This is a genomic window from Aromatoleum buckelii (assembly GCF_012910785.2).
In the GTDB taxonomy this organism is placed as follows: domain Bacteria; phylum Pseudomonadota; class Gammaproteobacteria; order Burkholderiales; family Rhodocyclaceae; genus Aromatoleum; species Aromatoleum buckelii.
The window spans coordinates 528,854-554,334 of sequence record NZ_WTVH02000010.1 but is presented as its reverse complement, the minus strand read 5'-3'; the positions used below and the strand labels follow the sequence as shown (position 1 = coordinate 554,334).

General features: G+C 66.3%; 22 protein-coding genes, 2 tRNA genes and 1 riboswitch. Of the genes, 14 read left to right on the top strand and 10 right to left on the bottom strand.

The features are described from left to right. Window positions 1-10: 10 nt before the first annotated feature. A complete protein-coding gene (gene nirB, locus GO608_RS13305; RefSeq protein WP_169198120.1) occupies window positions 11-2,482 on the bottom strand; it encodes a nitrite reductase large subunit NirB in 2,472 nt (823 codons plus the stop codon). 361 nt (window positions 2,483-2,843) lie between these two features. Next, window positions 2,844-2,928: riboswitch (cyclic di-GMP riboswitch) on the top strand. Between the two features lie 102 nt (window positions 2,929-3,030). Between nirB and GO608_RS13300 the strand changes: the two genes are divergently transcribed. After that, on the top strand, window positions 3,031-4,827 hold the full coding sequence (locus GO608_RS13300; RefSeq protein ID WP_169198119.1) for a S8 family serine peptidase: 1,797 nt from the start codon (window positions 3,031-3,033) through the stop codon (window positions 4,825-4,827). A 97-nt stretch (window positions 4,828-4,924) separates the two neighbouring features. Here GO608_RS13300 and GO608_RS13295 read toward each other — a convergent pair whose 3' ends face one another. After that, window positions 4,925-5,698 carry a choice-of-anchor N protein gene (locus GO608_RS13295; protein ID WP_247003124.1) on the bottom strand — a complete coding sequence of 258 codons (774 nt, stop codon included), beginning with the start codon at window positions 5,696-5,698 and terminating at the stop codon, window positions 4,925-4,927. Between the two features lie 344 nt (window positions 5,699-6,042). On the opposite strand from GO608_RS13295, the gene gspG reads away from it, so the two are divergent. From gspG to GO608_RS13240, 11 genes are read left to right on the top strand one after another with little or no spacing between them, the layout of a single operon-like run. Next, the gene (gene gspG, locus GO608_RS13290) at window positions 6,043-6,489 is read left to right on the top strand and encodes a type II secretion system major pseudopilin GspG (RefSeq protein WP_169198117.1); all 447 of its coding nucleotides are present in this window, start codon (window positions 6,043-6,045) and stop codon (window positions 6,487-6,489) included. A gap of 15 nt (window positions 6,490-6,504) precedes the next feature. Continuing rightward, window positions 6,505-7,683: a type II secretion system F family protein gene (locus GO608_RS13285; protein WP_169198116.1), complete on the top strand. Its 1,179-nt coding sequence runs from the start codon at window positions 6,505-6,507 to the stop codon at window positions 7,681-7,683. Next, complete coding sequence (locus GO608_RS13280; RefSeq protein WP_169198115.1) at window positions 7,680-9,371, top strand: GspE/PulE family protein; 1,692 nt, start codon at window positions 7,680-7,682, stop codon at window positions 9,369-9,371. The genes GO608_RS13285 and GO608_RS13280 overlap by 4 nt, the downstream gene beginning before the upstream one ends. Then, entirely contained in the window at window positions 9,352-10,077 is a 726-nt protein-coding gene (locus GO608_RS13275) for a hypothetical protein (protein WP_169198114.1), read from the top strand. Before GO608_RS13280 ends, GO608_RS13275 begins: the two co-directional genes overlap by 20 nt. Then, on the top strand, window positions 10,068-10,622 hold the full coding sequence (locus GO608_RS13270) for a hypothetical protein (RefSeq protein ID WP_169198113.1): 555 nt from the start codon (window positions 10,068-10,070) through the stop codon (window positions 10,620-10,622). The genes GO608_RS13275 and GO608_RS13270 overlap by 10 nt, the downstream gene beginning before the upstream one ends. Continuing rightward, window positions 10,619-11,167: a hypothetical protein gene (locus GO608_RS13265; RefSeq protein WP_169198112.1), complete on the top strand. Its 549-nt coding sequence runs from the start codon at window positions 10,619-10,621 to the stop codon at window positions 11,165-11,167. Before GO608_RS13270 ends, GO608_RS13265 begins: the two co-directional genes overlap by 4 nt. Further along, window positions 11,164-11,679, top strand: a complete 516-nt coding sequence (locus tag GO608_RS13260) for a hypothetical protein (RefSeq protein ID WP_169198111.1) — start codon at window positions 11,164-11,166, stop codon at window positions 11,677-11,679. Before GO608_RS13265 ends, GO608_RS13260 begins: the two co-directional genes overlap by 4 nt. A 20-nt stretch (window positions 11,680-11,699) precedes the next feature. Continuing rightward, window positions 11,700-14,081, top strand: coding sequence for a secretin N-terminal domain-containing protein (locus GO608_RS13255; RefSeq protein ID WP_247003122.1), 2,382 nt, complete (start codon window positions 11,700-11,702; stop codon window positions 14,079-14,081). A 10-nt stretch (window positions 14,082-14,091) separates the two neighbouring features. Continuing rightward, on the top strand, window positions 14,092-14,571 hold the full coding sequence (locus tag GO608_RS13250; protein WP_169198110.1) for a type II secretion system protein: 480 nt from the start codon (window positions 14,092-14,094) through the stop codon (window positions 14,569-14,571). A 17-nt stretch (window positions 14,572-14,588) separates the two neighbouring features. Then, complete coding sequence (locus tag GO608_RS13245) at window positions 14,589-15,005, top strand: type II secretion system protein (RefSeq protein WP_169198109.1); 417 nt, start codon at window positions 14,589-14,591, stop codon at window positions 15,003-15,005. Further along, window positions 14,992-15,507: a type II secretion system protein gene (locus GO608_RS13240; RefSeq protein WP_247003120.1), complete on the top strand. Its 516-nt coding sequence runs from the start codon at window positions 14,992-14,994 to the stop codon at window positions 15,505-15,507. The genes GO608_RS13245 and GO608_RS13240 overlap by 14 nt, the downstream gene beginning before the upstream one ends. 79 nt (window positions 15,508-15,586) lie before the next feature. On the opposite strand, the gene rlmB is transcribed toward GO608_RS13240, so the two are convergent. Then, on the bottom strand, window positions 15,587-16,354 hold the full coding sequence (gene rlmB / locus GO608_RS13235; protein WP_169198130.1) for a 23S rRNA (guanosine(2251)-2'-O)-methyltransferase RlmB: 768 nt from the start codon (window positions 16,352-16,354) through the stop codon (window positions 15,587-15,589). Between the two features lie 178 nt (window positions 16,355-16,532). Beyond that, complete coding sequence (rnr, locus tag GO608_RS13230) at window positions 16,533-19,064, bottom strand: ribonuclease R (RefSeq protein ID WP_211159325.1); 2,532 nt, start codon at window positions 19,062-19,064, stop codon at window positions 16,533-16,535. Between the two features lie 38 nt (window positions 19,065-19,102). Between rnr and GO608_RS13225 the strand changes: the two genes are divergently transcribed. Together GO608_RS13225 and GO608_RS13220 are read left to right on the top strand one after the other, a co-directional pair. Continuing rightward, window positions 19,103-19,187: transfer RNA gene (locus tag GO608_RS13225), tRNA-Leu, on the top strand. Between the two features lie 142 nt (window positions 19,188-19,329). Continuing rightward, a tRNA-Leu gene (locus GO608_RS13220) sits at window positions 19,330-19,414 on the top strand. Window positions 19,415-19,488: 74 nt separating this feature from the next. Here GO608_RS13220 and GO608_RS13215 read toward each other — a convergent pair. The 6 genes from GO608_RS13215 to hflX are packed head-to-tail and all read right to left on the bottom strand — an operon-like array spanning window position 19,489 to window position 25,470. Beyond that, window positions 19,489-20,799 carry an adenylosuccinate synthase gene (locus GO608_RS13215; protein ID WP_169198107.1) on the bottom strand — a complete coding sequence of 437 codons (1,311 nt, stop codon included), beginning with the start codon at window positions 20,797-20,799 and terminating at the stop codon, window positions 19,489-19,491. A 5-nt stretch (window positions 20,800-20,804) separates the two neighbouring features. After that, on the bottom strand, window positions 20,805-21,959 hold the full coding sequence (locus GO608_RS13210; protein ID WP_169198106.1) for an ATP phosphoribosyltransferase regulatory subunit: 1,155 nt from the start codon (window positions 21,957-21,959) through the stop codon (window positions 20,805-20,807). Between the two features lie 5 nt (window positions 21,960-21,964). Next, on the bottom strand, window positions 21,965-22,150 hold the full coding sequence (locus GO608_RS13205) for a DUF2065 domain-containing protein (protein WP_053419978.1): 186 nt from the start codon (window positions 22,148-22,150) through the stop codon (window positions 21,965-21,967). 4 nt (window positions 22,151-22,154) lie between these two features. Then, window positions 22,155-23,036, bottom strand: coding sequence for a protease modulator HflC (hflC, locus tag GO608_RS13200; protein ID WP_169198105.1), 882 nt, complete (start codon window positions 23,034-23,036; stop codon window positions 22,155-22,157). After that, the gene (gene hflK / locus GO608_RS13195) at window positions 23,036-24,298 is read right to left on the bottom strand and encodes an FtsH protease activity modulator HflK (RefSeq protein ID WP_169198104.1); all 1,263 of its coding nucleotides are present in this window, start codon (window positions 24,296-24,298) and stop codon (window positions 23,036-23,038) included. Before hflK ends, hflC begins: the two co-directional genes overlap by 1 nt. Window positions 24,299-24,312: 14 nt before the next feature. Then, window positions 24,313-25,470 carry a ribosome rescue GTPase HflX gene (hflX, locus tag GO608_RS13190; RefSeq protein WP_169198103.1) on the bottom strand — a complete coding sequence of 386 codons (1,158 nt, stop codon included), beginning with the start codon at window positions 25,468-25,470 and terminating at the stop codon, window positions 24,313-24,315. Window positions 25,471-25,481: the final 11 nt, after the last annotated feature.

Below are 25,481 nucleotides of genomic sequence, written 5' to 3'. Positions count from 1 at the left end.
ATCGTCTTTCTCACGCTTCCAGGGTTTCGAATTGCGCGCGCAGCGCCGGGGCCGCATCGGCCGCGTAACGCTCGGCCCACGGATCCTTGTAGTCCTGCACCGCGTACAGCAGGCGCTCGTACAGGGCCTTCCGGTTCGCCGCGTCCTCGACAACGCGTTTCTTGACGTGCTCGAGGCCGACGCGATGCACGTAATGCACCGTGCGCTCGAGGTAGAAACCTTCCTCGCGGTAGAGCTGCAGGAACGCCGCCGAATATTCGAGCACTTCCTCGCGGGTCGCGACCTTGCACAGGAACTGCGCGACTTCGGTCTTGATGCCGCCGTTGCCGGCGACATACAGCTCCCAGCCGGAATCGACGCCGATGACGCCGATGTCCTTGATGCCGGCCTCGGCGCAGTTCCTCGGGCAACCCGACACCGCGAGCTTGACCTTGTGCGGGCTCCACATGCCGAACAGCATGCGTTCGAGATCGACGCCCATCGCCATCGAGCGCTGCGTGCCGAAGCGGCAGTGCTCGGCGCCGACGCAGGTCTTCACCGTGCGGATGCTCTTGCCGTACGCGTGGCCGGTCGGCATGCCGAGGTCTTGCCAGACGTGTGGCAGATCTTCCTTCCTGATGCCCAACAGATCGATGCGCTGCCCGCCGGTGACTTTGACGGTCGGCACGTTGTACTTCTCGGCAACGTCGGCGATGCGGCGCAGTTCGGCCGGCGTCGTCAGGCCCCCGAGCATCCGCGGCACGACCGAGTACGTGCCATCTTTCTGGATGTTCGCGTGCGCACGCTCGTTGATGAAGCGGCTCTGCGGGTCGTCCTTCGCCTCGTGCGGCCACGTCGAGATCAGGTAGTAGTTCAGCGCCGGGCGGCAGGTCGCACAGCCGTTCGGCGTCTTCCACGCCATCATGTCCATCGCGTCCGGGATCGACAGCAGCTTGTGGTCGCGGATCGCTTTCCTGACGTCGCCGTGCGACAGCTCCGTGCAACCGCACACCGCCTTGTCGTGCACGCTGACCGCCTGGTAGGCCCCGCCGATCGTCGAGGCGAGGATCTGCTCGACAAGCCCGGTGCACGAACCGCACGAGGACGCGGCCTTCGTGTGCTTCTTGACGTCGTCGACGGTGAAGAGGCCTTTCTCCTTGATTGCCTTGACGATCGTGCCCTTGCACACGCCGTTGCAGCCGCACACTTCGGCAGTATCGGGCATCGCCGCCGCCTTGTTCTCGCCCTTGTGGCCGGCGTCGCCCAAGTTGTTCTGGCCGAACATCAGGTGGTCGCGGATCGCGCCGATGTCCTGGCCGTCCTTCATCAGCTGGAAGTACCACGCGCCGTCGGCGGTGTCGCCGTACAGGACCGAGCCGACGATGCGGTTGTCGCGGATCACGATGCGCTTGTAGACGCCGCCCTGCCTGTCGTGCAGCACGATCTCTTCGGTATGCGTTCCTCCCGAAAAGTCGCCTGCGGAGAACACGTCGATGCCGGTGACTTTCAGCTTCGTCGAAGTTACCGAGCCTTCGTAACGACCGATGCCGAAGTTTGCGAGGTGGTTCGCGCATACCTTGCCCTGCTCGAACAGCGGCGCGACGAGGCCGTAGGCGACGCCGCGATGCGCGACGCATTCACCGACCGCGTAGATGCGCGGGTCGGTGATCGTCTGCATCGTGTCGGAGACGACGATGCCGCGCACGCGCCCGTCCCCGCAGAAGAGACCCGCGGACTCGGCGAGCGCGCAGTTCGGGCGGATGCCGGCGGCGACGACGACGAGGTCTGCCGGTATCTCGCCGCCGTCCTTGAAGCGGATCGCGGCGACGCGGCCGCCGTTGCCGTTGCCACCGTCACCCTCGACGAGTGCGTCGGTCGTCTTCGACAGCAGGAACTTCATGCCTTTGGCTTCGAGCGAAGCCTGCAGCATGTCGGCGGCGGCGCGGTCGAGCTGGCGCTCCATGATCCAGCCCGCCAGATGCACGACGGTCACGTCCATGCCGCGCAACATCAGCCCGTTCGCGGCTTCGAGGCCGAGCAGCCCGGCGCCGATGACGACCGCGTGGCGGAAGCGCGCCGCCGCGGCGATCATCGCCTCGGTGTCGGCGATGTCGCGGTACGCGAGCACGCCCGGCAGCTCCTTGCCCGGAATCGGCGGGATGAACGGGGTCGACCCGGTGGCGATGAGCAGGCGGTCGTATTCCGCCTCGGTGCCGTCGTTGGCAATCACGCGCCGACGCACCCGGTCGATCTTCGTGACCATCTTGCCGGCATGCAGTGTGATGCCGTTGTCGCGGTACCAGTCGAGATCGTTGAGCATGATCTCCGGCAGCGTCATCTCGCCGGCAAGCACCGGCGACAGCAGAATGCGGTTGTAGTTGCCGTGCGGCTCGGCGCCGAACACGGTGATGTCGTACAGGTCGGGCGCGTGCCTGAGCAGTTCCTCGAGCGTGCGCACGCCAGCCATGCCGTTGCCGATCATCACGAGTTTCACTTTCTTCATGCCGTATCTCCTTGCGAATCCAGTCGAGCTGCCTGGCGTGCTGCGATGACGCCGAGCGCGACAACGCCTCGACCGAGTTATCGCAAGACCGGTGCCAGCTTTGCGGGACTCTTTCAAGAGACTGTTTTGATTGTATTTATCGAGCAGGTCACATTAGAAAATGGCGGTTCCGTGGCCGCACCGAGAACACCATTCCGGTGCATCGTCCGGTATGCTGCACCACAACATGGCGTGCCGCGGCGCAGGCAAACGGTCCCGCAGCGCACCCGCGAGCGGCTTATATTGTTTCAAAATGTAAGTCAAAAGAACTCTGCCCAACTTGTGTCGTAAATTTCCCGCGCTGGCAGTGCGCTGTCGGCAGCTCTGAAAAAGGCAAACCCGTCGAAAGGCGGGGACGCAAAATCACCGGTCTACAGGGGTCGCCCCATGACAGCGGGATTGCCAGGCGATGGAGTCGCGCTCCTCTCGGACGGGTGCTGTTCATCTGCTGTCCGCATTTCCTCGCGTGTTCCAGGGATCGACCCAGAGAAACGCGAGAGGAATCGAAGATGAACGATACGCCCAGGAACGTCCGCCCCGACCGGTCCCGGCGGGTTTCACCGCAGCGCCGCAATGTTTCCCTCGTGCTCGCGCTGGCCCTTGCCGGTTCGGGAGGCTCGATGGCGGCATACGGGGCGAGCGACACTCCCGCCTGGGTGCCCGGACGAATCCTGGTCCAGCCCCGCCCCGGTTTGCCGGAAGCCGCCCTCGAGAAGATCCTCAAAGCTCACGGCGGCAAATCCGTCGAGCGCATCGAGGCGATCGACGTTCATATCGTGCAGCTGCCGCCCAATGCGTCCGAGAAAGCAGTGGCCGCGCTGCTGAGCAAGAACAAGCATTTGAAGTTCGCCGAGCCGGACATGATCGTGCCGCACGACAGTACCAACGATCCCTACTACTCGAAGGCCTGGCACCTTCCGAAGATCGGCGCACCGACTGCCTGGAGCACCAGCACCGGGGAGCGAGTCACCATTGCCATCCTCGATTCGGGCGTCGATGGCAGTCACCCCGATCTCGCCCGCAAGCTTCTGCCCGGCTGGAATTTCTATGATGGCAACTCGAACACCGCCGATGTCAGCGGTCACGGGACGAAAGTGGCCGGAACCGCTGCGGCGGCGAGCAACAACAGCCTCGGAGTCGCGTCGGTAGCGGGTGGCGCGATGATTCTTCCCGGACGGGTCGGCAGCCCGAGCGGCACCGCGTCGTACAGCACGATGGCAAAAGGCGTGACGTGGGCGGCCGACAACGGCGCGCGAGTGGCGAACGTCAGCTACAGCGGTGCTCGGGGGTCGTTGACGGTGCAGAACGCCGGGCAATACCTGAAGAGCAAAGGTGGCTTATTGGTCACCTCCGCCGGAAACTCCGGTGCCGAGGAAGCCGTTGCCCCGAGCGACACGCTGATTGCGGTATCCGGCACCACGAGCAGGGATGTCAAGGCGAGTTGGTCGAGTTACGGCGGCTACGTGGACGTCGCCGCCCCGGGAGCCAGCATCTATACGACGGTGAACGGCGGCGGGTATGGGTCCGTAAGCGGGACGTCGTTCGCGAGTCCGGCTGCCGCCGGCGTCGTCGCGCTGATGATGGCGGCCAACCCCTCGCTCTCGCCGGACGATATCGCCGGACATCTTTTCAAGACCGCTGTCGATTTGGGAACCGCAGGTTTCGATAAATACTACGGACATGGCCGGATAAATGCCGCGGCTGCGGTGCAGGCGGCTGTTGCGGCCGTGGCGAAGGATACGGCAGCGCCGACCGTGAACATCGTTTCGCCCTCCGGCGGCGCAACGGTCCAAGATCTGGTGACCGTCGACGTGGCGGCGAGTGACAACGTCGCCGTTAGCCACGTCGAGCTGCTTGCGAATGGCGCCAAGTTCGCCAGCACCGCGAGCGCGCCTTACGGTTTCAGCTGGGACAGCACCACGGTCGCCGACGGGGGCGTCACGCTTACCGCGCGCGCCTACGATGCGGCGGGCAATTACGCGTCGCGCGCCATCAACGTGACGGTGGCCAACACTGCCACCTCGGACACTGCTGACACAGTGGCTCCGGCGGCGACGATCAGCAACCCCGGCGACGGCAGCAAGGTTAGCGGCAACATCACGGTACAGGCCCATGCTTCCGATAATGTCGGAGTGTCGTCGATGCGCCTGTATATCGACGGCGCGCTCGTCAGCACCGTCACCGGGAACAGCCTGAGTTATCGCTGGAATACGAGGAAGATTGCCGCCGGCCCGCATGCAGTGGTGGTGGACGCGTTAGATGCTGCCGGAAACACGGACCGCAAGACCGTGTCCGTGTCCCGCTGACGCTGTGATGGCAACCGGGCGGCCATTCCATGCAAAAGCGAAGCGCGCAGGACTGCCTGCGCGCTTCGCCCGAATCAGGCCGCAAAGAGAGCCGCAATCACGCCCCGGTTTTCCTGCGGCGCATTGCCCACAATCCCAGCAGGCCGGCTCCCAGGAGGAGGGTCGTACCGGGCTCGGGAACTTCCTCTTCGCCGCCCTCGCCCCCACCGCCGGGGCCACTCTGGGCGTCATGGGAGAACGGCGCGAACAGGGACTGGTCGACGTCGCCGACGACGCAATTCGGGTTGTTGCCGCAGCTTGCAATCACTTCGAGGTTGTAGAGGTCGAAGTGGATCGAAACGCTTTCGTCGAGATCCCCGACGTCGATGGTAAAAGCCTGATAGAACATGCCCGTACCTGTGATCGGGCCTTGGCCGGTATCGTCCTGCGTGTTGTATTCGCCGGACTCGGACGCCCCGACAAAATCGAAGGTGTATTCGGAGAAGAAAGTGTCGAAGATGCTGTGGTCGGCGAGATCACCGGGATCGGAGAGTTGTGTCGCGACGGTTTCGATCGGCGGCACGCCATAGGTCATGTCCGCAGTCACGGCGATCGTGCCGCTGTTGAACGTGAACGATCCCAGATCCGAGTCCGCGGGCCCCGTCGGGGGAACAACCGCCATCGACAACCCGTAGGTGTCGGTCAGCGTGCTGGACGCGTCGGGAATCAGATACGCATACAGCGTGAACGTGTCGTCTTGGGCGATGACCGTTTGGGTATCGGGATCGTATACGCCGCCGAGGATATCCAGTTGCAAGGTCGGTTGGGCATGCACTGCGCCTGCGAAGGCGAGACTCAATGCGGCCGCTAAAGTTTTATGCACGATTTTCATGATCCAGCCCTCATCTCCGTGTTTGTTGCGCAGGGGTCTCAAAACGATTTACTCCCCTTCACGGCGTCTAAAGCACATTCCGTACCGAACACGTACACAGATGATTGGAAAGCGTTTTTTTGGCTTTTCTCTTCCGCGTTAAGGCTATGTGTAAAAATCGCCGACAGCGTGCGAAAGTTGCTTGACAGATGAAAGCTGCTACCGAAAGTCCGATTTTTTTCTGCGCGGTGCCTCGCCCTCGCGCAGCACGACGGCGGAGAAAGGCCGCCGCCCCTGCTTTGGCGGTGCCATGCGACAATTTCGCGCCTGATTTATCACGAGAAAACGCAGAAGACAGGATGGTCATGACTGCAACTCGGCCGCCGCCGAGTGGGGCTGCCCGTTTCTCCCGCCGTCCGCGCGGCTTCACCCTGCTCGAACTGCTCGTCGTGATGGTCATCATCGGCCTTCTCGCCGGCTACGTCGGCCCACGCTTTTTCGCGCAGATCGGCAAATCCGAAGTCAAGACCGCCCGCGCGCAGATCGACGCGCTGGAAAAGGCGCTCGACCAGTACCGCCTCGACCTCGGCCACTATCCTTCCACTGAGCAAGGCCTCGATGCGCTGGTGAACTCGCCCGGCGAGGAACGCTGGGAGGGCCCTTACCTGCGCAAGGCCGTGCCCAGCGATCCGTGGGGGAAGTCCTATGAGTATCGCTATCCGGGCGAACGCAGCGAGTTCGACCTCTACTCTTTCGGTGCCGACGGCCAACCCGGCGGCGAAGGCGACGGGGCGGATGTGGTGAACTGGTAAGCGCCGCGGCCCTTCATGCGCTACCGCCTCAAGGCCCTCGCCGCCGACGCGTCCGTGATCGAAACCGAGCTGGAAGCCACCAGCGAGGGCGAAGCGCGGGCGCTCGCCGCGGCGCAGGGGCTGTCGATCCTGACCCTGCGCGCGACTGCGGGCGCCTCGCGCGTCGCCGGGCGCTTTCCGCTGCTGCTGTTCAATCAGGAGATGCTCGCCCTGCTGCGTGCGGGCATTCCGCTCGCCGAGGCGATTTCCGCCCTGGCTGAAGGGGAAGGCCGCCGGGCCGTGCGAGCCGTGCTGCTGAAGCTGCAAGGCGCACTGCGCGAAGGGCGCTCGCTGTCGAACGCACTGGAAGGCGCGTCCGAAGCGTTTCCGTCGTTCTACATCGCGATGATCCGGGCGGCGGAACGCACCAGCAATCTCGACCTCGCACTGGAGCGTTACATCGCGTACCAGCAACAGGTCGAGACGCTGCGCGGCAAACTCGTGAGCGCGGCGATCTATCCGGTGTTGCTGCTGGCGGTCGGTGGGCTGGTCGTGCTTTTCCTGCTGGGCTACGTGGTACCGCGCTTCTCGCATATCTACGCCGACGTCGGCGGCAATCTTCCGTGGCTGTCGCGGGTGTTGCTCGACTGGGGCCAATTCGTCGAACATCACGCGGCCGGGCTCGGCGTCATCGTGCTGGGGGTCGTCTTCGCCACGATCGCTACGGCGCGCGCTCCGGCGCTGCGCGCCGCGGCCGGTCGCCAGCTCTGGAAGCTGCCCGTGCTGGGCAAGCGGCTGAGGGTGTTCCAGCTCGCCCGCTTTTACCGCACGCTGGGCATGCTGCTGTCAGGAGGAATTCCGGCGATCACCGCGCTGCGCATGGTCGCCGGCCTGCTTTCGCCGGGGTTGCGTGGCAGCCTCGAACTCGCGATCGAAGGCATTCGCGAAGGCCGCGCATTTTCCGCGACGCTCGCGGCCCACGGCCTCACGACCCGAGTGGCGCTGCGCATGCTGGAAGTGGGCGAACGCGCCGGCAATCTCGGCGAGATGCTGACCCGCTCGGCCGAATTCCACGAAAACGACACCGCGCGGCAGGTCGAATGGCTCACCCGCCTGTTCGGACCGCTGCTGATGCTCATCATCGGCTGCGCGATCGGCCTGATCGTCGTGCTGATGTACCTGCCGATCTTCCAGCTCGCCGAAACGATCGGATGAACCACGAAGCCGTGATCCCCGGGCACGACTTGACACGCCCGCAGCGCCCGCCTTTCTCCGCGAACGAACTCGCCGCTGCGCGCGCGGCCGGAGGCCGGCTGCTCGATGCGCTCGCCCGGCTCGAAGCCGCGCCCGCCGAGCGGCTGGCGCGTCTCGGGGCAACCGTCCATCTGCCCGTCGTCGCCCCTGCCCGCCTGATGAATCTCGCTCCCGACTTCGCCGCGATCGACTTCGAGACTTCGCTGCGGCGCGAATGCGTCGCCGTGCGGGACGAGCACGGGGCGCTGCTGGTGGTGCTGGCCGATCCGTTCGATGACGACCTGCTCGACGGCCTCGGCGCGCGTCTGGTCGAGCCTTTCACGCTGGCGCTCGCGGACCGCGACGACCTCGGCGGCTGTCTGGCGCGCCACGAGGACGAAGTGCGCCGCGCCGCCGGCGTGACCGACGCGCGCGAGGCCGGCAGTGGCAGCGATGACGTCGAGGACCTGTCGCTGCGGCGCATCAGCGCCGACGCGAGTCCTGTCGTGAAGCTGGTCAATTCCACGCTCTACGACGCGCTCAAACAGGGCGCGAGCGACATCCACCTCGAGGCAGTGCCCGGCGGCCTCGTCATCAAGTATCGCGTCGACGGCGTCCTCTCCCGCGTCGGCGGCGCTTCCGGCAACGAGTTGGCCGAACAGGCGATTTCGCGCCTCAAGGTGATGGCCGAGCTCGACATCGCCGAAAGCCGCGTGCCCCAGGACGGTCGCTTCAAAGCGCAGGCGGGCGGGCGCGAGATCGACTTCCGCGTGTCGATCATGCCCAGCATCCATGGCGAGGACGCAGTGCTGCGCATCCTCGACAAGGAGCACCTGACGCGCGAGATGAGCGGCCTGACGCTCGAGGCGCTCGGATTCGATCCGGGCTCGCGCAGCCTGCTGCGCCGCCTCGCCAGCGAGCCTTACGGCATGCTCCTCGTCACCGGGCCTACCGGCAGTGGCAAGACGACGACGCTCTACGCGGTGCTCGGCGAAACCAACCACGGACTGGACAAGATCGTCACGATCGAGGACCCGGTCGAATATCAGCTCGCCGGCGTGCTGCAGATTCCGGTGAATGAAAAAAAAGGCCTCACGTTCGCCCGCGGCCTGCGTTCGATCCTGCGTCACGACCCGGACAAGATCATGGTCGGCGAGATCCGCGACCCCGATACTGCCGAGATCGCCGTGCAGGCCGCGCTCACCGGCCACCTGGTGTTCACGACCGTACACGCCAACAGCGTGTTCGATGTGATCGGCCGCTTCATGCACATGGGGATCGATCCCTACAACCTCGTCGGCGCCCTTAACGGCGCGGTCGCCCAGCGCCTCGTGCGGATCAACTGCCCGCACTGCAGCCGCGACGTCGTCCCCGACCCGCAGCTCGTCGCCGAGTCGCAACTGGGCGACAGCGCAAGCTTCCGTTACCGCGCCGGCACCGGCTGCGGCCACTGTCGCGGCTCGGGCTACCGTGGCCGACGGGCCGTCGCCGAAGTGCTGCTCCTCGACGACGAGCTGCGCGAACTGATCGTCAGCCGCGCGCCCCTGCGCAGCATGAAGGAGGCGGCGCATCGCCGCGGCTTCCGCTCTTTGCGCACCGCCGTCACGCAGCTGGTGGAGAAAGGGGAAACGACCCTCCAGGAGTTGAACCGTGTCACGCTCCTCGGCTGATCTGCTGCTGTGTCTCGAAGCCGGGGCATGGACGCTCGGCACGGGGGCGGGCGCGCGCCGGATCGCGTTCGGCGAAGCGACGCCGGCGGCCGCGCTGGAAGCGCTCGAGGCCAGCGCCACCCCCGCGCGCAGCCGCCTGCAGGTCGTCATCGACGACAGCTGGCTGCGCTACCTGGTCGTGCTCTGGCCCGCTGCGTTGCGCGGCCGCGAGGAGCGTCACGCTTACCTCGCCCACCGTTTCCGCGAGGTACACGGCGTCGCCGAGCCGGAATGGACTTTCGCATTCGACCGCGGCCCGGTGCACTTCCCGGTCCTCGCGTGCGCAGCGCAGCGCAGCGTGACCGATGCGCTCCAGGCTTTCGCCCGCGCACGCCGGCTGCGCCTCGTCGGCGTCGCAGGTTGCTTCGTGCATCGCTTCAACCGGTTGCAGCGCCGCCTCGACAGCGCTCCGGGAGCGTTCGGTGCGCTCGCGGTAGCACGTGGCTCCCGGCTCACCGTCGGCTTATGGCGCGACGGGGCGTGGCAGGCGCTGCGCAGCCAGAACGTGGGCGAGGACGGCGCGCAGGTCCTGCGCCAGACGCTCGAGAGCTGGACGCTGCGCATGGCGGGGGCGGATCGCGCAGGCGCGCTCTATACCTCCGGCATCGCACCCGCCGCGCCTGCGGGCTGGAGCATCGAAGACACGGGAGACGCTTCATGGCCCTGATTCGCGGCGCCCCAGCGCCGCTGGTCCTCGATTTCGCGCCGCTTCGCCGCCGTTCCGGCTGGCTCGGCTGGGTGCTGCTGAGCGTCGGGCTCGTCGCCGTCGGCTTCGAGGTAGTGGCGTTCGAAGCCGCCCGGACCGACCTCGCCGAGCGCGAAGCGATCGTCGCCCGCCTGCGCCACCAGCTGCAGCGCAAGCTTTCGGCAGCCCCTGCGCCCCCGTCGCCTCCCCCTTCGGCGAAGGAAGTTCAGGCAGCGAATAAGGTCGCGGCGCAAAGGAATGCGGACTGGAGCGGCCTCTTCGCCGCGCTTGCGCGCACGCGCAGCGACGACGCCGCGCTTCTCGAAATCCATGCCGACGCTGCGGGCGGAACCCTGCGTCTCGTTGGCGAAGCGCCCGCGCTCGGCGCCGCCTTCGACCATCTCCACCGCCTGCAGCAACAAGGCGGGCTGCGCGATGCACGCATCGATCGCCATGAATGGACGAGTGGCGACGGGGGCGACGTCGTGCGTTTTGCCACCAGCGCGCGCTGGAGAACTGCGCGATGAGGCATGGTGCGCGCCTCCAGGAAGCGGTCCTGCGGGCGATCCTGCACGCGGGCTGGCCCGGTGCGCTCGGCGCATCGCTGCTCGCCTTTGCCTTGGCGTTCGGATTCTCCGGCGACGCCGAGATCGGCGCGCAACGCGACGCGCTCGCCGAGGAGCGCGCCCGGCTGTTGCGTCCCGCGCGACCTGCAGCGCATGCGACGCCCGATCCCCGCAGCCGAATCGACCGCTATTACGCGGCGTTTCCGGTGAGGGCGGCATTGCCGGCGAGGCTCGACCACCTGCATGCAATGGCCGAAGCGCAAGGCATCGCGATCGAGGGCGCCAGTTACGACAGCGCCGACGTCCCTGACACCCCGCTGGAGCACATCTCGCTTGCGCTTCCGATCAGCGGCAACTTCACGCGCGTCTACGCCTGGCTTGCCGAGACGCTGCGCGAGATGCCCGAACTCGCGCTGGAGTCGCTGTCTGTCAAGCGCGCCGCCTCCCGAAGCAGCGAGGTTGAAGGCGAGGCGCGGTTCGTGCTTTTTGTGAGGAAGGAGCGATGACGCGAGACAAACGCCGCAGGTTCGTCATCGGCGCCGCGCTCGTCGCCACCTTGGCGGCAACCTGGTGGGCGGCTTCGCTGGAGGACGAGACCGGCTTGGCGGCGGATGAAGACAGCGCGGTTCGCGACAGCCGGCGCGCGCCGGCAACGACCCGGCGCGCCCGCGTGCCGCAGCCGATGCCGTCGCTGAACGGGTTGAGCGTCGACCGCGCGCCTCTGCCGGACGTGGCCGCCGACATCCTGCCGCCAATGCAGCTTCACCCTCCCGCCGAGCTGGCAGTCCCGTCCCCCGTACCCGACGCGCCGCCCTTACCTTTTCGCTTCGTCGGCGCGCTGGAAGAACGCGGCGAGCTGACTGCGTTCCTCCTCGAAGGCGAACAACTGCGCGTCGTGCGCGCGCACGACACCATCGACGACCGCTACCGGGTCGAACGCGTCACGACCGCCTTCATCGAATTCACTTATCTGCCGCGGCGCACGCGCCAGGTACTCACCGTTTCGGGCTCGTCATGATCCTCAGTACACGCATCGCCATGGCGACATTCCTACCGATTTTCCGCATTCCGCCCGGGCAGCGGGGCCGTCGCGATCCGGGGGCGAAGTGGATGGACTACGGGCGCGCGATTTTCGCTGTCCTGGTGCTGACCTCCTTTCTTTCCGCATGCAGCACGACGAAAGACCCGGTCGAACGTAGCCGCGCCGAATTTTCCGGCGGCGATCGCACCGAGGCTTTCATCCGCCTGCAGCAGGCAGTGCGCGATACGCCCGACGATCCCGAACTGCGCGCCTATTACCTCCGGCAGCGCGAGCTGCTCACCGCGGAGCACCTCGCGGACGCCGAACGCGCCCGCGCGGCGGGACGTCTGGACGAAGCCGCACGACGCTATCGCGAGGCACAGGAGATCGATCCCGATCATCCTCGCGCCCGGGCCGGGCTCGAGGCGATCGAAGCCGACCGGCGCCGCGCGGCGCAATTCGCCGAGGCCGAAGCCGCGTGGGCGCGGAACGACCTCGCGACCGCCGAGCGGCTCGTGCGCGGGCTGCTCGCCGGAGCACCGAACAACGCCCGCGCGCGCAGGCTGCTGCGCGACATCGAGGAGCGCGCCGAGCGTCGGGCACCGCCGGCCGAGGCGCTCAGCGGTCCGCTCGCGAAGCCGGTGAGCCTGCAGTTTCGCGATGCGCCGCTGCGCGTGGTTTTCGAGGCGCTGTCGCACGCGGCCGGGCTCAATTTCGTCTTCGACCGCGACGTCAGGATCGATGCGCCGGTGACGCTTTTCGTGCGCGACAGCTCGGTCGACGAAGTCATCAAGCTGGTCGCCATCACGCAGCAGATCGAGCGCAAGGTGCTTAACGCGAATTCAGTACTGATCTATCCCGCGACTCCGGCGAAGCAGCGCGACTACCAGGAACTCGTGACGCGCAGCTTCTACCTCGCGAACGCCGACGCAAAACAGGCCCAGAGCCTGCTCAAGCAGTTGGTCAAGAGCAAGGACATGTTCATCGACGAGAAGCTCAACCTGCTGGTGATCAAGGACACGCCCCAAGCAGTCCGCCTCGCCGAACGCCTGCTCGCCTCGCTCGACGTCGCCGAGCCCGAAGTCATGCTGGAGGTCGAAGTGCTGGAAGTGGCGCGCAGCAAACTGCGCGAGCTCGGCCTCGATTTTCCCGACGAGATCGGTTATGGCCTGCTGCGCAGCCAGCAGCAGATCACTCAGACCCAGACTGCAGCCGGAATCGTCAGCGAAGTCGTCACGCTGCCCGGCAGCGAGATCGCGCCGGGCGTCGTGCCGCGGGCGCAGTGGGGCGACCTCACCGGCTACGTGACGAATCCGGCCCTGACCCTTCGCCTGCGCGCCGAGGACGGCGACACGAACCTGCTCGCGAACCCGCGCATCCGAGTGAAGAACCGCGAGAAAGCGAAGATTCACATCGGCGAGAAGTTGCCCGTGTTCACGACGACGTCGACCGCGAACGTCGGGGTTTCGGCATCGGTGAGCTACCTCGACGTCGGCCTGAAGCTCGACGTCGAACCGGCGGTGACGCTCGATGACGAAGTCGCGATCAAGGTCGCGCTCGAAGTCAGCAACATCGTCCGCGAAGTGCCGGGGCCGTCGGATTCGCTGGCCTATCAGGTCGGCACGCGCAGCGCCGCGACGGTGCTGCGGCTGCGAAACGGTGAGACCCAGGTCCTCGCCGGCCTGATCAGCGACGAGGAACGCCGCAGCGCGCAGCGCCTGCCCGGCCTGGGCGACCTGCCGCTGATCGGCCGCCTGTTCTCGAGTGAGCGCAACAATGCGAGCAAGACCGAGATCGTCCTGCTGATCACGCCGCGCATCGTGCGCAACATCGTCGCCCCGTCGCTCGCGCGTGCCGACCTGCCTGCGGGCACCGACGCGAGCATCGGCGCGGCGCGGCTCGCGCTCGGCCCGACCCTGCCCGGCAGTCTCGGGCTGTGGGGTTCGGATACGGGCGCGCCGAGCCAGCCGCCCGACGCCCTCCCCCGCAGGCCATCGCTCCCGGACGACGCACCGCCGCTCGCGCCGCCCGCGACGGAGCCGGACGGCCCGGCCGTCCTGAGCATCCAGGGGCCGTCCACGGCCCGCAGCGGGGAGCGGATTCACGTCACGCTCGATCTCGTCGTGCCGGGCTCGATCGCCGGGGGCGAAGCCATCCTCGGCTTCGATCCGCTGCGTCTTGAACCTGCGGGCGGCCAGCCGGCCGGGAATGGCCGAATCAGCGTCGACCTCCCCGCGGGCGTGGAGCACGTCACTGTCCAGGTGCCGTTCGTCGTGCGTCCGGGCACGAGCGGCACGCTCGATATCTCGCTCGACGAGGCGATCGTGCGCCGCAGCAGCGGTGAAACCACGACGCCCGAAGGCAGCGGAGGCGTCGTCAGCCTCGAGGTAACGCTTTGAGGAGGGCAACGTGAGCGCAAGAGCGGTGCGCGGCTTCACGCTCATCGAACTCGTCGTGACGGTTGCGATCGTCGCCGTGCTCGCGAGCGCCGCGATGCCGCTTGCCGAGCTCACCGCGCAGCGCGCGCGGGAGTCGGAACTGCGCGCGGCGCTGCGCGCGATTCGCAGCGGCATCGACGCCTACAAGGCCGCTTTCGACGCGAACCGGATCGAGCGCGAGGCCGGAGCTTCGGGCTATCCGCCCGACCTCGCCGCGCTCGTCAAGGGCGTGCCCGACATCACCGATCCGAACAGCCGGAAAATCTATTTTCTGCGGCGCATTCCGCGCGACCCCTTCTTCACCGACCCGAGCGTGCCCGCCGAACGCACTTGGGGCCTACGCAGTTATGCGAGCCCGCCGGAGACGCCGGCCGAAGGCGAGGACGTTTTCGATATTCACTCGGTGTCACGACGAGTCGGGCTGAACGGGATCCCGTACCGCGAATGGTAGAGAAATCCGGACCGGACATGACTGAGCACCGCTCCCCGAACGTTTCGCGCGGCCCGTCCCGCCCGGCCGGTTTCACGCTGATCGAACTGCTGGTGGTGATGGCGATCATCGCGACCCTGCTGTCGATTGCGGCGCCGCGCTATTTCAACCACCTGGACCGGGTGCGCGAAGCGACGCTGCGGCAGTCCCTCGCCGTCGTGCGCGACGCCATCGACAAGTACCGCGCCGATACCGGGATCTATCCGCAGAAGCTGGACGACCTGGTGAGCCGGCGCTACCTGCGCGCGGTGCCGAAGGATCCGATCACCGAATCCGACGCGACGTGGGAGTTCCTGGCGCCGCCGGACGGCGACGGCGAAAACGACGGTGTCTGGGACATTCGCAGCGGCGCCCCAGGACAGGCCTCCGATGGCGGGAATTATGCGGACTGGTAAGCACCAGCGCGGCTATACCTATCTCCTGGTGCTGTTTGCCGCCGCTGCGCTGGGATTGTTCGCAGCGGAGGTCGGAGTCGTGTGGCAGAAAGTGGCGGCGCGCGAACGCGAGGCCGAGCTTCTCTTCATCGGCAGCGAGATCGCCCGCGCGATCGGCCGCTACCATGCCGACTCGCCGGGGGCTCCGGCGTGGCCGACGAGCCTCGATGAACTCGTCGAAGATCGCCGCTTCCCGACCGTCAGGCGTCATCTGCGGCGCATCTACCCCGACCCCCTGACCGGGCACCCGGACTGGGGGCTGGTGCGGGAGGGCCAGGCGATCGTCGGCATTCACAGCCGGGCGACCGGTGAACCGATCCGCAAGGCCGATCTGCCGCCCGAGCTAGGCCCCGCTGCGCCCAGTGCGGCGCGCTACGACGAGTGGATCTTTCGGCCGGCTGAACCGATTGCGAGCGATGCGGCTTTGACGAGGGCCGCAACCGCCGGGGTCGCTCGGCGATAGCCACGCGTCGGGCGCTTGCAAGAAAGCAGCCTGCCCCGATGCGCCGCGGGCAGGCCGCATACGAAACGGGAAATCCCGTTCAGGCCGTCCTGCGGTCCCCCGCTTGGGGTGCCGTGCTCTCCAGCTGCGCGCTGCGCTGACGCCGCGCCTCGAACAGGCAGATGCCGCTCGCGACCGAGACATTCAGGCTCTCGACGGTGCCGAGCATCGGGATGCGGGCGAGTTCGTCGCAGGTCTCGCGCGTGAGCCGGCGCAGGCCGTCGCCTTCGGCGCCGAGAACCCACGCGACGGGCCCTTTCTGGTCGACTTCGTACACCGATTTCTCCGCCTCGCCAGCCGCTCCGACGACCCAGATACCCGCTTCCTGCATTTCGCGCAGCGCGCGGGCGAGATTCGTCACGGTGACGTACGGCACGCTGTCCGCGGCGCCGCTGGCGACCTTGATTGCGGTCGCATTGAGGCCGACTGCGCGGTCCTTCGGCGCCACGACGGCATGCGCGCCGACAGCGTCCGCGACGCGCAGGCAGGCGCCGAGGTTGTGCGGGTCCTGCACGCCGTCGAGCACCAGGATTAGCGCGTTTTCCTCGAGCACTTCGAGGACGTCGGCAAGCTTCAGCTCGCGGCTCTTCGCATCGACGCGCGCGACGACCCCTTGGTGGCGGCGCGTGCCGACCATGCCGTCGAGACGCTCCGCCTCCGCCTGGATCAGGCGCACGTTCTGCGACTCGGCGAGCCGCACGACGTCTTTCGCGCGCGCATCGGTACGCTGTCCGGACAGGTAAAGCTCGAACACCGAGTCCGGGTCGCGTCTGAGCTTGCCGAGCACGGCATGGAAACCGTAGATCAGCCGCGACTCCCCGCGGCTTTCACGCGCCGCAGGCGCGTCGGGGGCCTCTCCCGGGTCCGACTCCTTGCGGCTTCGTGCCGGGCCGCGGCTGTCGGCGGCAGAGCCGGCGTCGCGCTGATGCGCCGGGCGCCTGCCGGCTGCCGTCGTATGGCTCGGGCGTTCGTTGCTTGAGGACTTGTTAGCCACGGGCGGTGCCTTTCTTTTTACCTGTTGCGGGTTTATCGGTGGCCGGTTCACCAGCCGGCTTTGCCTTGCGGGGCTTCTTCGCGACCTTCTCTTGTGGCGAGGCCGCCTGCTCGTCCGGCGTGACCGTGACGGGAGGCTGGAACAGCGCCGCGACCTGTTTGCGTCCGCGTCCCGTCCGCGGGGCGGCCGGCGCATTGACGACCGCGCTTGCGACCTCGGCGACCTCGCCCGCGTCACCGACTTCGACCCCCACAGCCCGCTTGCGCTCCTTGGCGGTCTTGCCGACCCGTTCGGTCGGCCGCTGCGGCCCTTCGATCAGGCGAAAATCGATCTTGGTCGTCTCCAGATCGACGCGCACCAGCTGCACGCGCACGCGGTCGGAAAGCCGGTAACGCGCCCCGGTGCGCTCGCCGGCAAGTTCGTGGCGCGTTTCGTCATAGTGGAAATAGTCGCTGCCCAGATCCGAGATGTGCACCAGCCCCTCGATGAAAATTTCGTCGAGGGCGACGAAGAGGCCGAAGGGTACCACCGCCGACACGCTGCCGGAAAACTCCTCGCCGACCTTGTCCTGCATGTAATAGCACTTCAGCCATGAGACGACGTCGCGCGTCGCCTCGTCGGCGCGCCGCTCCGTGGCCGAGCAGTGCATGCCGATCTGGTCCCAGTCACCGGCCTCGTACGTACGGTTCTCGAGCGCCGCCTTGATCGAGCGATGCACAAGCAGGTCCGGGTAACGCCGGATCGGCGATGTGAAGTGCGTATAGGCTTCGTACGCGAGACCGAAGTGCCCGACGTTGTCCGGGCTATACACCGCCTGACGCAGCGAACGCAGCATCACCGTCTGCAGCAGCTGCGCGTCCGGGCGCTCTCTGACTTTCTCGAGTAGCTTGCCGTAATCCCCCGCTTTCGGCTCGTCGCCGCCGCCCAAGCCAAGGCCGAACTCGGCGAGGAAGTTGCGCAGCTTCTCGAGCTTCTCGGGCGTCGGTCCTTCGTGCACCCGGTACAACGCCGGATGTTCGCGAGTCTGCAGGAATTCCGAGGCGCAGACATTCGCCGCGAGCATGCATTCCTCGATCAGGCGATGCGCGTCGTTGCGCACTTCGGGGACGATGCGCTCGATCTTGCCGGCGTCGTCGAAGATCATCCGCGTCTCGGTCGTCTCGAAGTCGATCGCGCCGCGCTTCGCCCGCGCCTTGAGCAGCACACGGAACAGCTTGTCGAGATTTTCGAGGTGCGGCAGCAGCGCGCCGACTGCCTCGCGCGCGCCCGCATCCTGTTCATACAGCGCGGCGGCAACTTGGTTGTATGTGAGCCGCGCGTGCGAGAACATCACGGCCGGGTAGAAGCGGTATGCCTTGATCGCACCAGTCGGCGAGATACTCATGTCGCACACCATGCACAGGCGTTCAACCTGCGGATTCAGCGAACACAGCCCGTTGCTGAGCTTTTCCGGCAGCATCGGGATCACGCGGCGCGGGAAATACACCGAGTTGCCGCGGTCCTGCGCGTCCGCGTCGAGCCCGCCGCCGGCCTCGACGTAGTGCGATACGTCGGCGATCGCGACGATCAGCCGGAAACCCCGGCCCTGGCGCTCGCAATACACCGCATCGTCGAAGTCCTTCGCCGTTTCGCCATCGATCGTCACCAGCGGCAGGTTCGTGATGTCCTCGCGGCCCGCCCAGTCCTTCTTGCGCACCTTGAGCGGCAGCTTGCGCGTCTCGGCCTTTGCTTCGGGCGAAAACTCGTACGGCAGTTCATGCTTGCGCAGCGCGATCTCGATTTCCATGCCGGGATCGGCATAGTTGCCGAGCACTTCGACAATCTTGCCGATCGGCTGCGCGAATTTCGTCGGCTGCACAATCAGTTCAACGGTCACGACCTGGCCCGGCACTGTCTTCTTGCCCCCCGGCGCGAGCAGGATGTCCTGGGCGAGACGGCGGTTTTCCGGCACGACCACCTGAACGCCGTGCGCATCGAGCACGCGCCCGACGACGCGGGCGTTCGCGCGTTCGAGCACTTCGACGATCTTGCCTTCGGGCCGGCCGCGCCGGTCGACGCCGGTGACACGCGCGATCACGCGGTCGCCGTGCAGCACTTCACGCATTTCCTTCGGCCCGAGAAAGACATCGGGCTGCCCGTCGTCGCGGATCAGGAAGCCGAAGCCATCGGCATGCCCCGCGACGCGGCCGCGGATCAGGTCCGCCTTGTCCGGCAGCAGGAACGCATCGCGCCGGTTGCGGATCACCTGGCCGTCGCGCTCCATCGCGCGCAGACGGCGCTCGAACAGCGGCGCTTCGTCGGCGGTGACGTCGAGCGCACCGCACAGCTCCGCGAAACTCATCGGCACCCCTTGCTCAGCGAGCGTCTGCTCGACATATTCGCGGCTCGGCAGCGGATTCTCGTACTCTGCGGATTCGCGCTCGAAGAACGGATCGGCGCGCCGAATATCACTCGGCGGGTGGCTTCCCGCGGGGCCGGCAGGACTCTTCGTTTTCGGTCTGGAATTTTTTGGTCTTGTAGTCATTGACATTCTCGGATTGATGCTTATAATGCGCGGCTCTTGCCCAGATGGCGGAATTGGTAGACGCACTAGTTTCAGGTACTAGCGCTGCGAGGCGTGGAGGTTCGAGTCCTCTTCTGGGCACCAGTTCTGCAGGAAAGCCGACCTTGAGTCGGCTTTTTTGTTGCCTGTCCTTCCTGTTCCATCCTTCGCGTCGTGAACTCGTTGCAGCCGGGTGTCGGCGCCCCACTTTGCCAAAACCCGACTTGCCGGTATACTCCGTCCGCCTGCCCAGATGGCGGAATTGGTAGACGCACTAGTTTCAGGTACTAGCGCCGCGAGGCGTGGAGGTTCGAGTCCTCTTCTGGGCACCAGATTCAAGCAAAAGCCGGTCATTCGACCGGCTTTTGCTTTTTCCAGCCCTGCGCGAGCGCCGCGACTTGCGCTCTCAGGCACCGAAAGGATGGCGGCGCAGGATCGTTTCGTCGCGCTCGGGGCCGGTCGAGATCACGTCGATCGCAATCTCGCAGATCTCCTCGATGCGGTGCAGATACGCACGCGCTTCCTGCGGCAGCGCGTCCCAGCTCTGCGCGCCGAAAGTCGTGCCGCTCCAGCCCGCCATCGTCTCGAAGATCGGCTCGCAGCGCGTGACCTCTTCGGACCCCATCGGCAGCAGATCGATGCGCTGGCCGTCGAGCATGTAGCCGGTGCAAAGCTTCAGCTCCGGCAGGCCGTCGAGCACGTCGAGCTTCGTGATGCACAGGCCGGTCACGCCATTGATGATGATCGAGCGCTTCAAAGCGGCGAGGTCGAGCCAGCCGCATCGGCGCTTGCGTCCGGTGACCGTGCCGAACTCCCGCCCTTTCGACGACATCTGCTGCCCCGGCGTGCCGGCGGTCTCGATGTCGAGTTCGGTCGGAAACGGACCGCCGCCGACACGCGTGCAATAAGCTTTCGTGATCCCGAGGACGTAATGCAGGCGCCCCGGACCGACTCCCGAGCCCGCGGCCGCCTGACCGGCGACGCAGTTGCTCGACGTGACGAACGGATAGGTGCCGTGGTCGATGTCGAGCAACGTGCCCTGCGCGCCTTCGAACAGCAGGCTGCCGCCGGACTTGTTGACCGCATACAGCTCGGCGGAGACGTCGGCGACCATCGGCCGGATCTCTTCCGCATCGGCCATCGCCTGCTCGAACACCGGCTCGAATTCAACCGCTTCGGCATCGAGGTGCTGCGTCAGCACGAAATTGTGATAGTCGAGGTTCGCGCGCAATTTTGCGGCAAAGCGCTCGCGGTCGAACATGTCATAGACGCGCAGCGCGCGCCGCGCGACCTTGTCCTCGTAGGTCGGGCCGATGCCCTTGCCGGTCGTGCCGATCTTGTCGCCCGCGCTTTTCGCTGCCTCGCGCGCGCGATCCAGCGCCGCGTGGTAGCCGAGGATCAGCGGACAGCCCGGGCTGATGCGCAACCGGTCGCGCACCCTTATGCCGCCTGCCTCGAGCGTGCGGATCTCGGACAGCAGGTGGTGCGCGTCGAGCACGACGCCGTTGCCGATGTAGCATGCGACGCCTTCGCGCACGATGCCCGACGGCACGAGGTTCAGCTTGTATTCGTTCGCGCCGATCACCAGCGTGTGACCCGCGTTGTGCCCGCCCTGGAAGCGCACCACGCCGCGCGCATGATCGGTCAGCCAGTCGACGATCTTGCCTTTGCCTTCATCGCCCCACTGGGTACCGACAACCACTACGTTCTTAGCCATTTACTTCATTCTCCCTGAAGCGATTCGACCGTCCAGCGGCCCTCACGCCTGATCAGTTGCCGATCGCAACCGGCCTCGTTCCAGCTTCCGTCATGGCCGGGGAGTTCGGTCATCACGACCTCGCCCCGGCTGCGCAATTGTGCGATGACCGCTTCCAGCCCAGCGTCGCCGTCGGCCGGCGCGAGGATCGCGCCGCGCTGCCCCGCATCCGCTAGGCGCACCGCCAGTTCGCGCAGGTCGAGGCTGAAGCCGGTAGCCGGCCGTCCGCGGCCGAAAGCTTCCCCGACCCGGTCGTAACGCCCGCCGAGCGCGAGCGCCGCCGGCGAGCTTCCACCGTAAGCTGCGAACACGACGCCACTGTGGTAATGGTAGCCGCGCAGGTCTGCCAGATCGAAGCTGATCGGCAGGTCGCCGAGCGCCGCGGCAAGGCGGCTCAGATCGTCGAGCGCCGCGCGGATTTCGGCGTCGTCGGGCAGACACACCCGCGCCTTGTCGAGCACCTCGGGGCCGCCGTAGAGGCCCGGCAACGCAAGCAGTGCGGAGCGCACCGGCTCGGCGACGCCGGCGACGAGCTCGTGCAGGTCCGGCAGATCCTTCGCCTGAAGCAGGTCGAAGAGTTCCTCCTCGCGCCCTGGCACCAGGCCGGCGCGCGCCGCGAGCACGCGAAACAGGCCGACGTGCCCGAGGTCGATGCGGCTCGCCGGGACCTCCGCCAGGCGCATCACCTCGGCGAGCAGCCGAATGATTTCGATGTCGGCCTCGAGGCCCGCATGGCCATACAGTTCGGCGCCGAGCTGCAGCGGCTCGCGCGTCGCCGTGAGCGTCGAAGGCAGGGTATGCAGCACGCTGCCGCAATAGCACAGCCGCGACACGCCGCGACGATTCAACAGGTGCGCGTCGATGCGTGCGACCTGCGGCGTCATGTCGGCACGCACGCCCATCGTGCGGCCGGACAGCTGATCGACGAGCTTGAAAGTCCGCAGCTTGAGATCCTGCCCGGCTCCGGTCGTCAGGGAGTCGAGATATTCGAGCAACGGCGGCACCACGAGCTGATAGCCATGGGAGCGGAACGCGTCGAGCAGGCGACGGCGCAGACGTTCGATCTTGTCTGCCTCGGCCGGCAACGCGTCCTGGATGTGATCGGGAAGAACCCAGCGCATGATAGTCAGGAAAGGAGAAACAGCAGCAGGATGCCGATCAGCATCGACGACAATCCGATGAACCGGATCTGACCGTCAGCCATCTGCGCCAGCCGCAAAAAAGTTTCGCGCCAGGCGGCTGGCGCGACAAAGGGCAGGATGCCTTCGATCACCAGCATCAGTGCGAAGGCCATCAACAAGGTGTTGCCCATCCGTTCAGTTCTTGCTGCCCCCGCCGGAATCCTTCATGAATCTGAAAAACTCCGAACTCGGGTCCACGACCAGCAGGTCGTTCTTGCTGTCGAAAGCTTGGCGGTAGGCCTCGAGGCTGCGGTAGAACGAGTAGAACTCCGGATTCCGGCCATACGCTTCGCCGTAGATGCCCGTCGCCTTGGCGTCGCCCGCACCCTTGGCCTGCTGCGCGTCGCGGTAGGCCTCGGCGATGATGACTTCGCGCTGACGATCCGCATCGGCACGTATCTTCTCCGCAATCGCCCCGCCTTCCGAGCGCAGCTCGTTGGCGACGCGCTTGCGCTCCGCCTCCATGCGACGATAGACCGATTCCGACACCTCGAGCGGCAGATCGACGCGCTTGAGCCGCACATCGAGGATCTGGACGCCGATCTTGCGCGCGTCCTCGTCGGCACGCGTACGCATGTCTTCCATGATCTGGTCGCGCGCGCCGGACACCACGTCATGCACCGTGCGCCGGCCGAATTCCTCGCGCAGCCCGGAATTGACCGTCTGCAGCAGGCGGATGCGCGCGCGCGCCTCGTCCCCGGCCACCGAGACGTAATAGAGCTTCGGGTCGATGATCCGCCACTTGACAAAGTGGTCGACGAGGACGTTTTTCTTCTCCGCGGTGATGAAGCGCTCCGGCTCCGGCGTATCCATCGTCAGGATGCGGCGGTCGAAGAAGCGCACGTTCTGGATCATCGGCCACTTGAAGTTCAGGCCCGGCTTGTCGATGACTTCCTTGACCTCGCCGAGCTGGAATACGACCGCGAACTGACGCTGATCGACGGTAAATAGCGTCATTGACGCAAGGACGCCGATAAACAGCAGCGCGCCCGCAACGAGCGACATCTTGTCACGCATCAACGCTCTCCCCGCTCACGGTCACGCAACACATCGCGGCTGCGGGCATCGAAGGAACTGTCGGCCCGCGGTGTCGGGACGGGTGCGGCCGGGGTCGCAGGCGCCGAAGTCACCGGCTCCTGCGCTGCCTGCCCCGTTCCGACGCCCTGCAGCAGCTTGTCCAGCGGCATCAGGAGCAGATTCCCGTTGCCCTTCGCATCCACCATCACCTTGCTGGAATTCGACATCACGTGCTGCATCGTATCCAGATACATCCGCTCGCGCGTCACGTCCGGTGCGCGCCGGTATTCCTCGAGCACCTGGGTGAAGCGACTCGCCTCGCCCTCGGCATTCGCCACTACCCGCTCCCGATAGGCATTCGCCTCCTCGATAAGACGGGATGCCGTTCCGCGGGCGCGCGGTATCACGTCGTTCGCGTAGGCCTCGCCCTCGTTGCGCGCGCGCTCGCGATCCTGACCCGCTTTCACCGCGTCGTCGAAGGCTGCCTGAACCTGCTCCGGCGGCTGCGCATTCTGCATCGTCACGCGGCTGACCTGGATGCCGGTTTCGTAACGATCCAGAATTTTCTGGATCAGTTCGTGGGCGCTCGCCGCGATCTGCTCGCGTCCTTCATACAGCACGAAGTCCATCTTGCTTCTGCCGACGATCTCGCGCATCGCCGATTCGGCGGCCTGGATCACCGACTCGTCCGGAAAGCGGTTGTTGAACAGGTAATTCTCCGGGCTGCTCAGCACGTACTGGACCGCGAACTGGATATTGATGATGTTTTCGTCATCGGTCAGCATCAGCGACTCGCGCAGCACCTTGTTGCGCTCGGTGCCGCGATACCCGACCTCAACGGTTCGCACCCCGGTCAGATCGACGATCTCATTGCTCTCGATCGGATAAGGCAGGCGCCAGCGCAGGCCGGGATCGGTGGTCTGGACGAAGTTGCCGAAGCGCAGCACGACGCCGCGCTGGTTCGCGTCGACAATATAGAAACCGCTCGCGAGCCAGACGATGAAGATCAGCGCCAGCAGCGCGCCAATTCCGCCGCCGAACTGGCGGAAAGAAATCTGTGGCATCTGCGGTCCGCCGCCGCCTCCACCGCTGCCGCCGTTGCGTCCGCCCCGCTTGCCACCGAACATGCTCGACAGCCGCTGGTTGAAATCACGCCAGATGTCTTCGAGATCCGGGGGACCCTGTTTCCCGCCGCGATTTCCGTCGCCGCGTTTGCCGTCGTCATTCCCCTGGTTGCCCCAGCGAGGGTCATTGAGTGACATTAGAACGCCTGTAATCACGTTTGAATAGGATCGATGTCGGTGAGATTCGGCGAAGATCCCGCAGGATCTTCCGGGGCAGCCGCAGCCGCACGTGCCGCTTCGGCCAGAGCATCGCGCAGCAGGCCCAGTCCTTCGCCTGTCCTGGCGCTCAAAAAAACGCGGTCGATCTTACCATATTCATCCCGATTGACCGCCGCTTCGGCCTGGGTGAGGTCGATCTTGTTCATCACCATGATCTGCGGCACGTCGCCCGCGCCGATCTCGACGAGCACGCGATTGACCGCATCGACCTGCGCCTCACGGTCCTCGCTGGCGGCATCGACGACGTGCAGCAACAGGTCGGCGCTGGCGGTTTCCTCGAGCGTCGAGTGAAAGGCCGCGACCAGTGAATGCGGAAGATCGCGGATGAAGCCGACGGTATCCGAGAGCACGACGTTGCCCCCCTCACCGACATACAGGCGGCGCGAGGTCGTGTCGAGCGTTGCGAACAGCTGGTCGGCCGCGTAAGCACCGGCTTTCGTCAGCGCGTTGAAAAGCGTCGATTTGCCGGCGTTCGTGTACCCGACGAGGGACACCGACAGCACGCCTCGCCCGAGCCGGCCGCGCCGACGCACGCGCCGCTGCTTCTCGATCCGGGCGAGCCGCTCTTTCAGCGTCCTGACCCGCATGCCGAGCAGGCGGCGGTCGGTTTCGAGCTGCGTCTCGCCGGGCCCGCGCAGGCCGATGCCGCCTTTCTGCCGCTCGAGGTGAGTCCAGCCGCGGACGAGCCGTGTCGACAGGTGGTCGAGCTGCGCGAGTTCGACCTGCAGCTTGCCTTCGTGGCTGCGCGCGCGCTGCGCGAAGATGTCGAGGATCAGTGCAGTGCGGTCGATGACACGGCACTCGAGCGAACGCTCGAGGTTGCGCTGCTGTGCCGGCGACAGCGCGTGATTGAAAATGACGAGGTCGGCGTCATGAACGCGCAACGCCTCGGCGATCTCGTCGACTTTTCCGCGCCCGGCGAACAGCGCGGGATCGGGCTTCGCACGCCGCCCGCCGATGACCGCTTCGACACTCGCGCCCGCGCTGACGGCGAGCAGCCTGAGTTCGGAAAGGCGTTCGTCGAGTGCCCCCTGATTCAGATCGAGTTGAACAAGAACGGCCCGCTCACCGGAAGCAGGACGCTCAAACATGGAGACTCGAC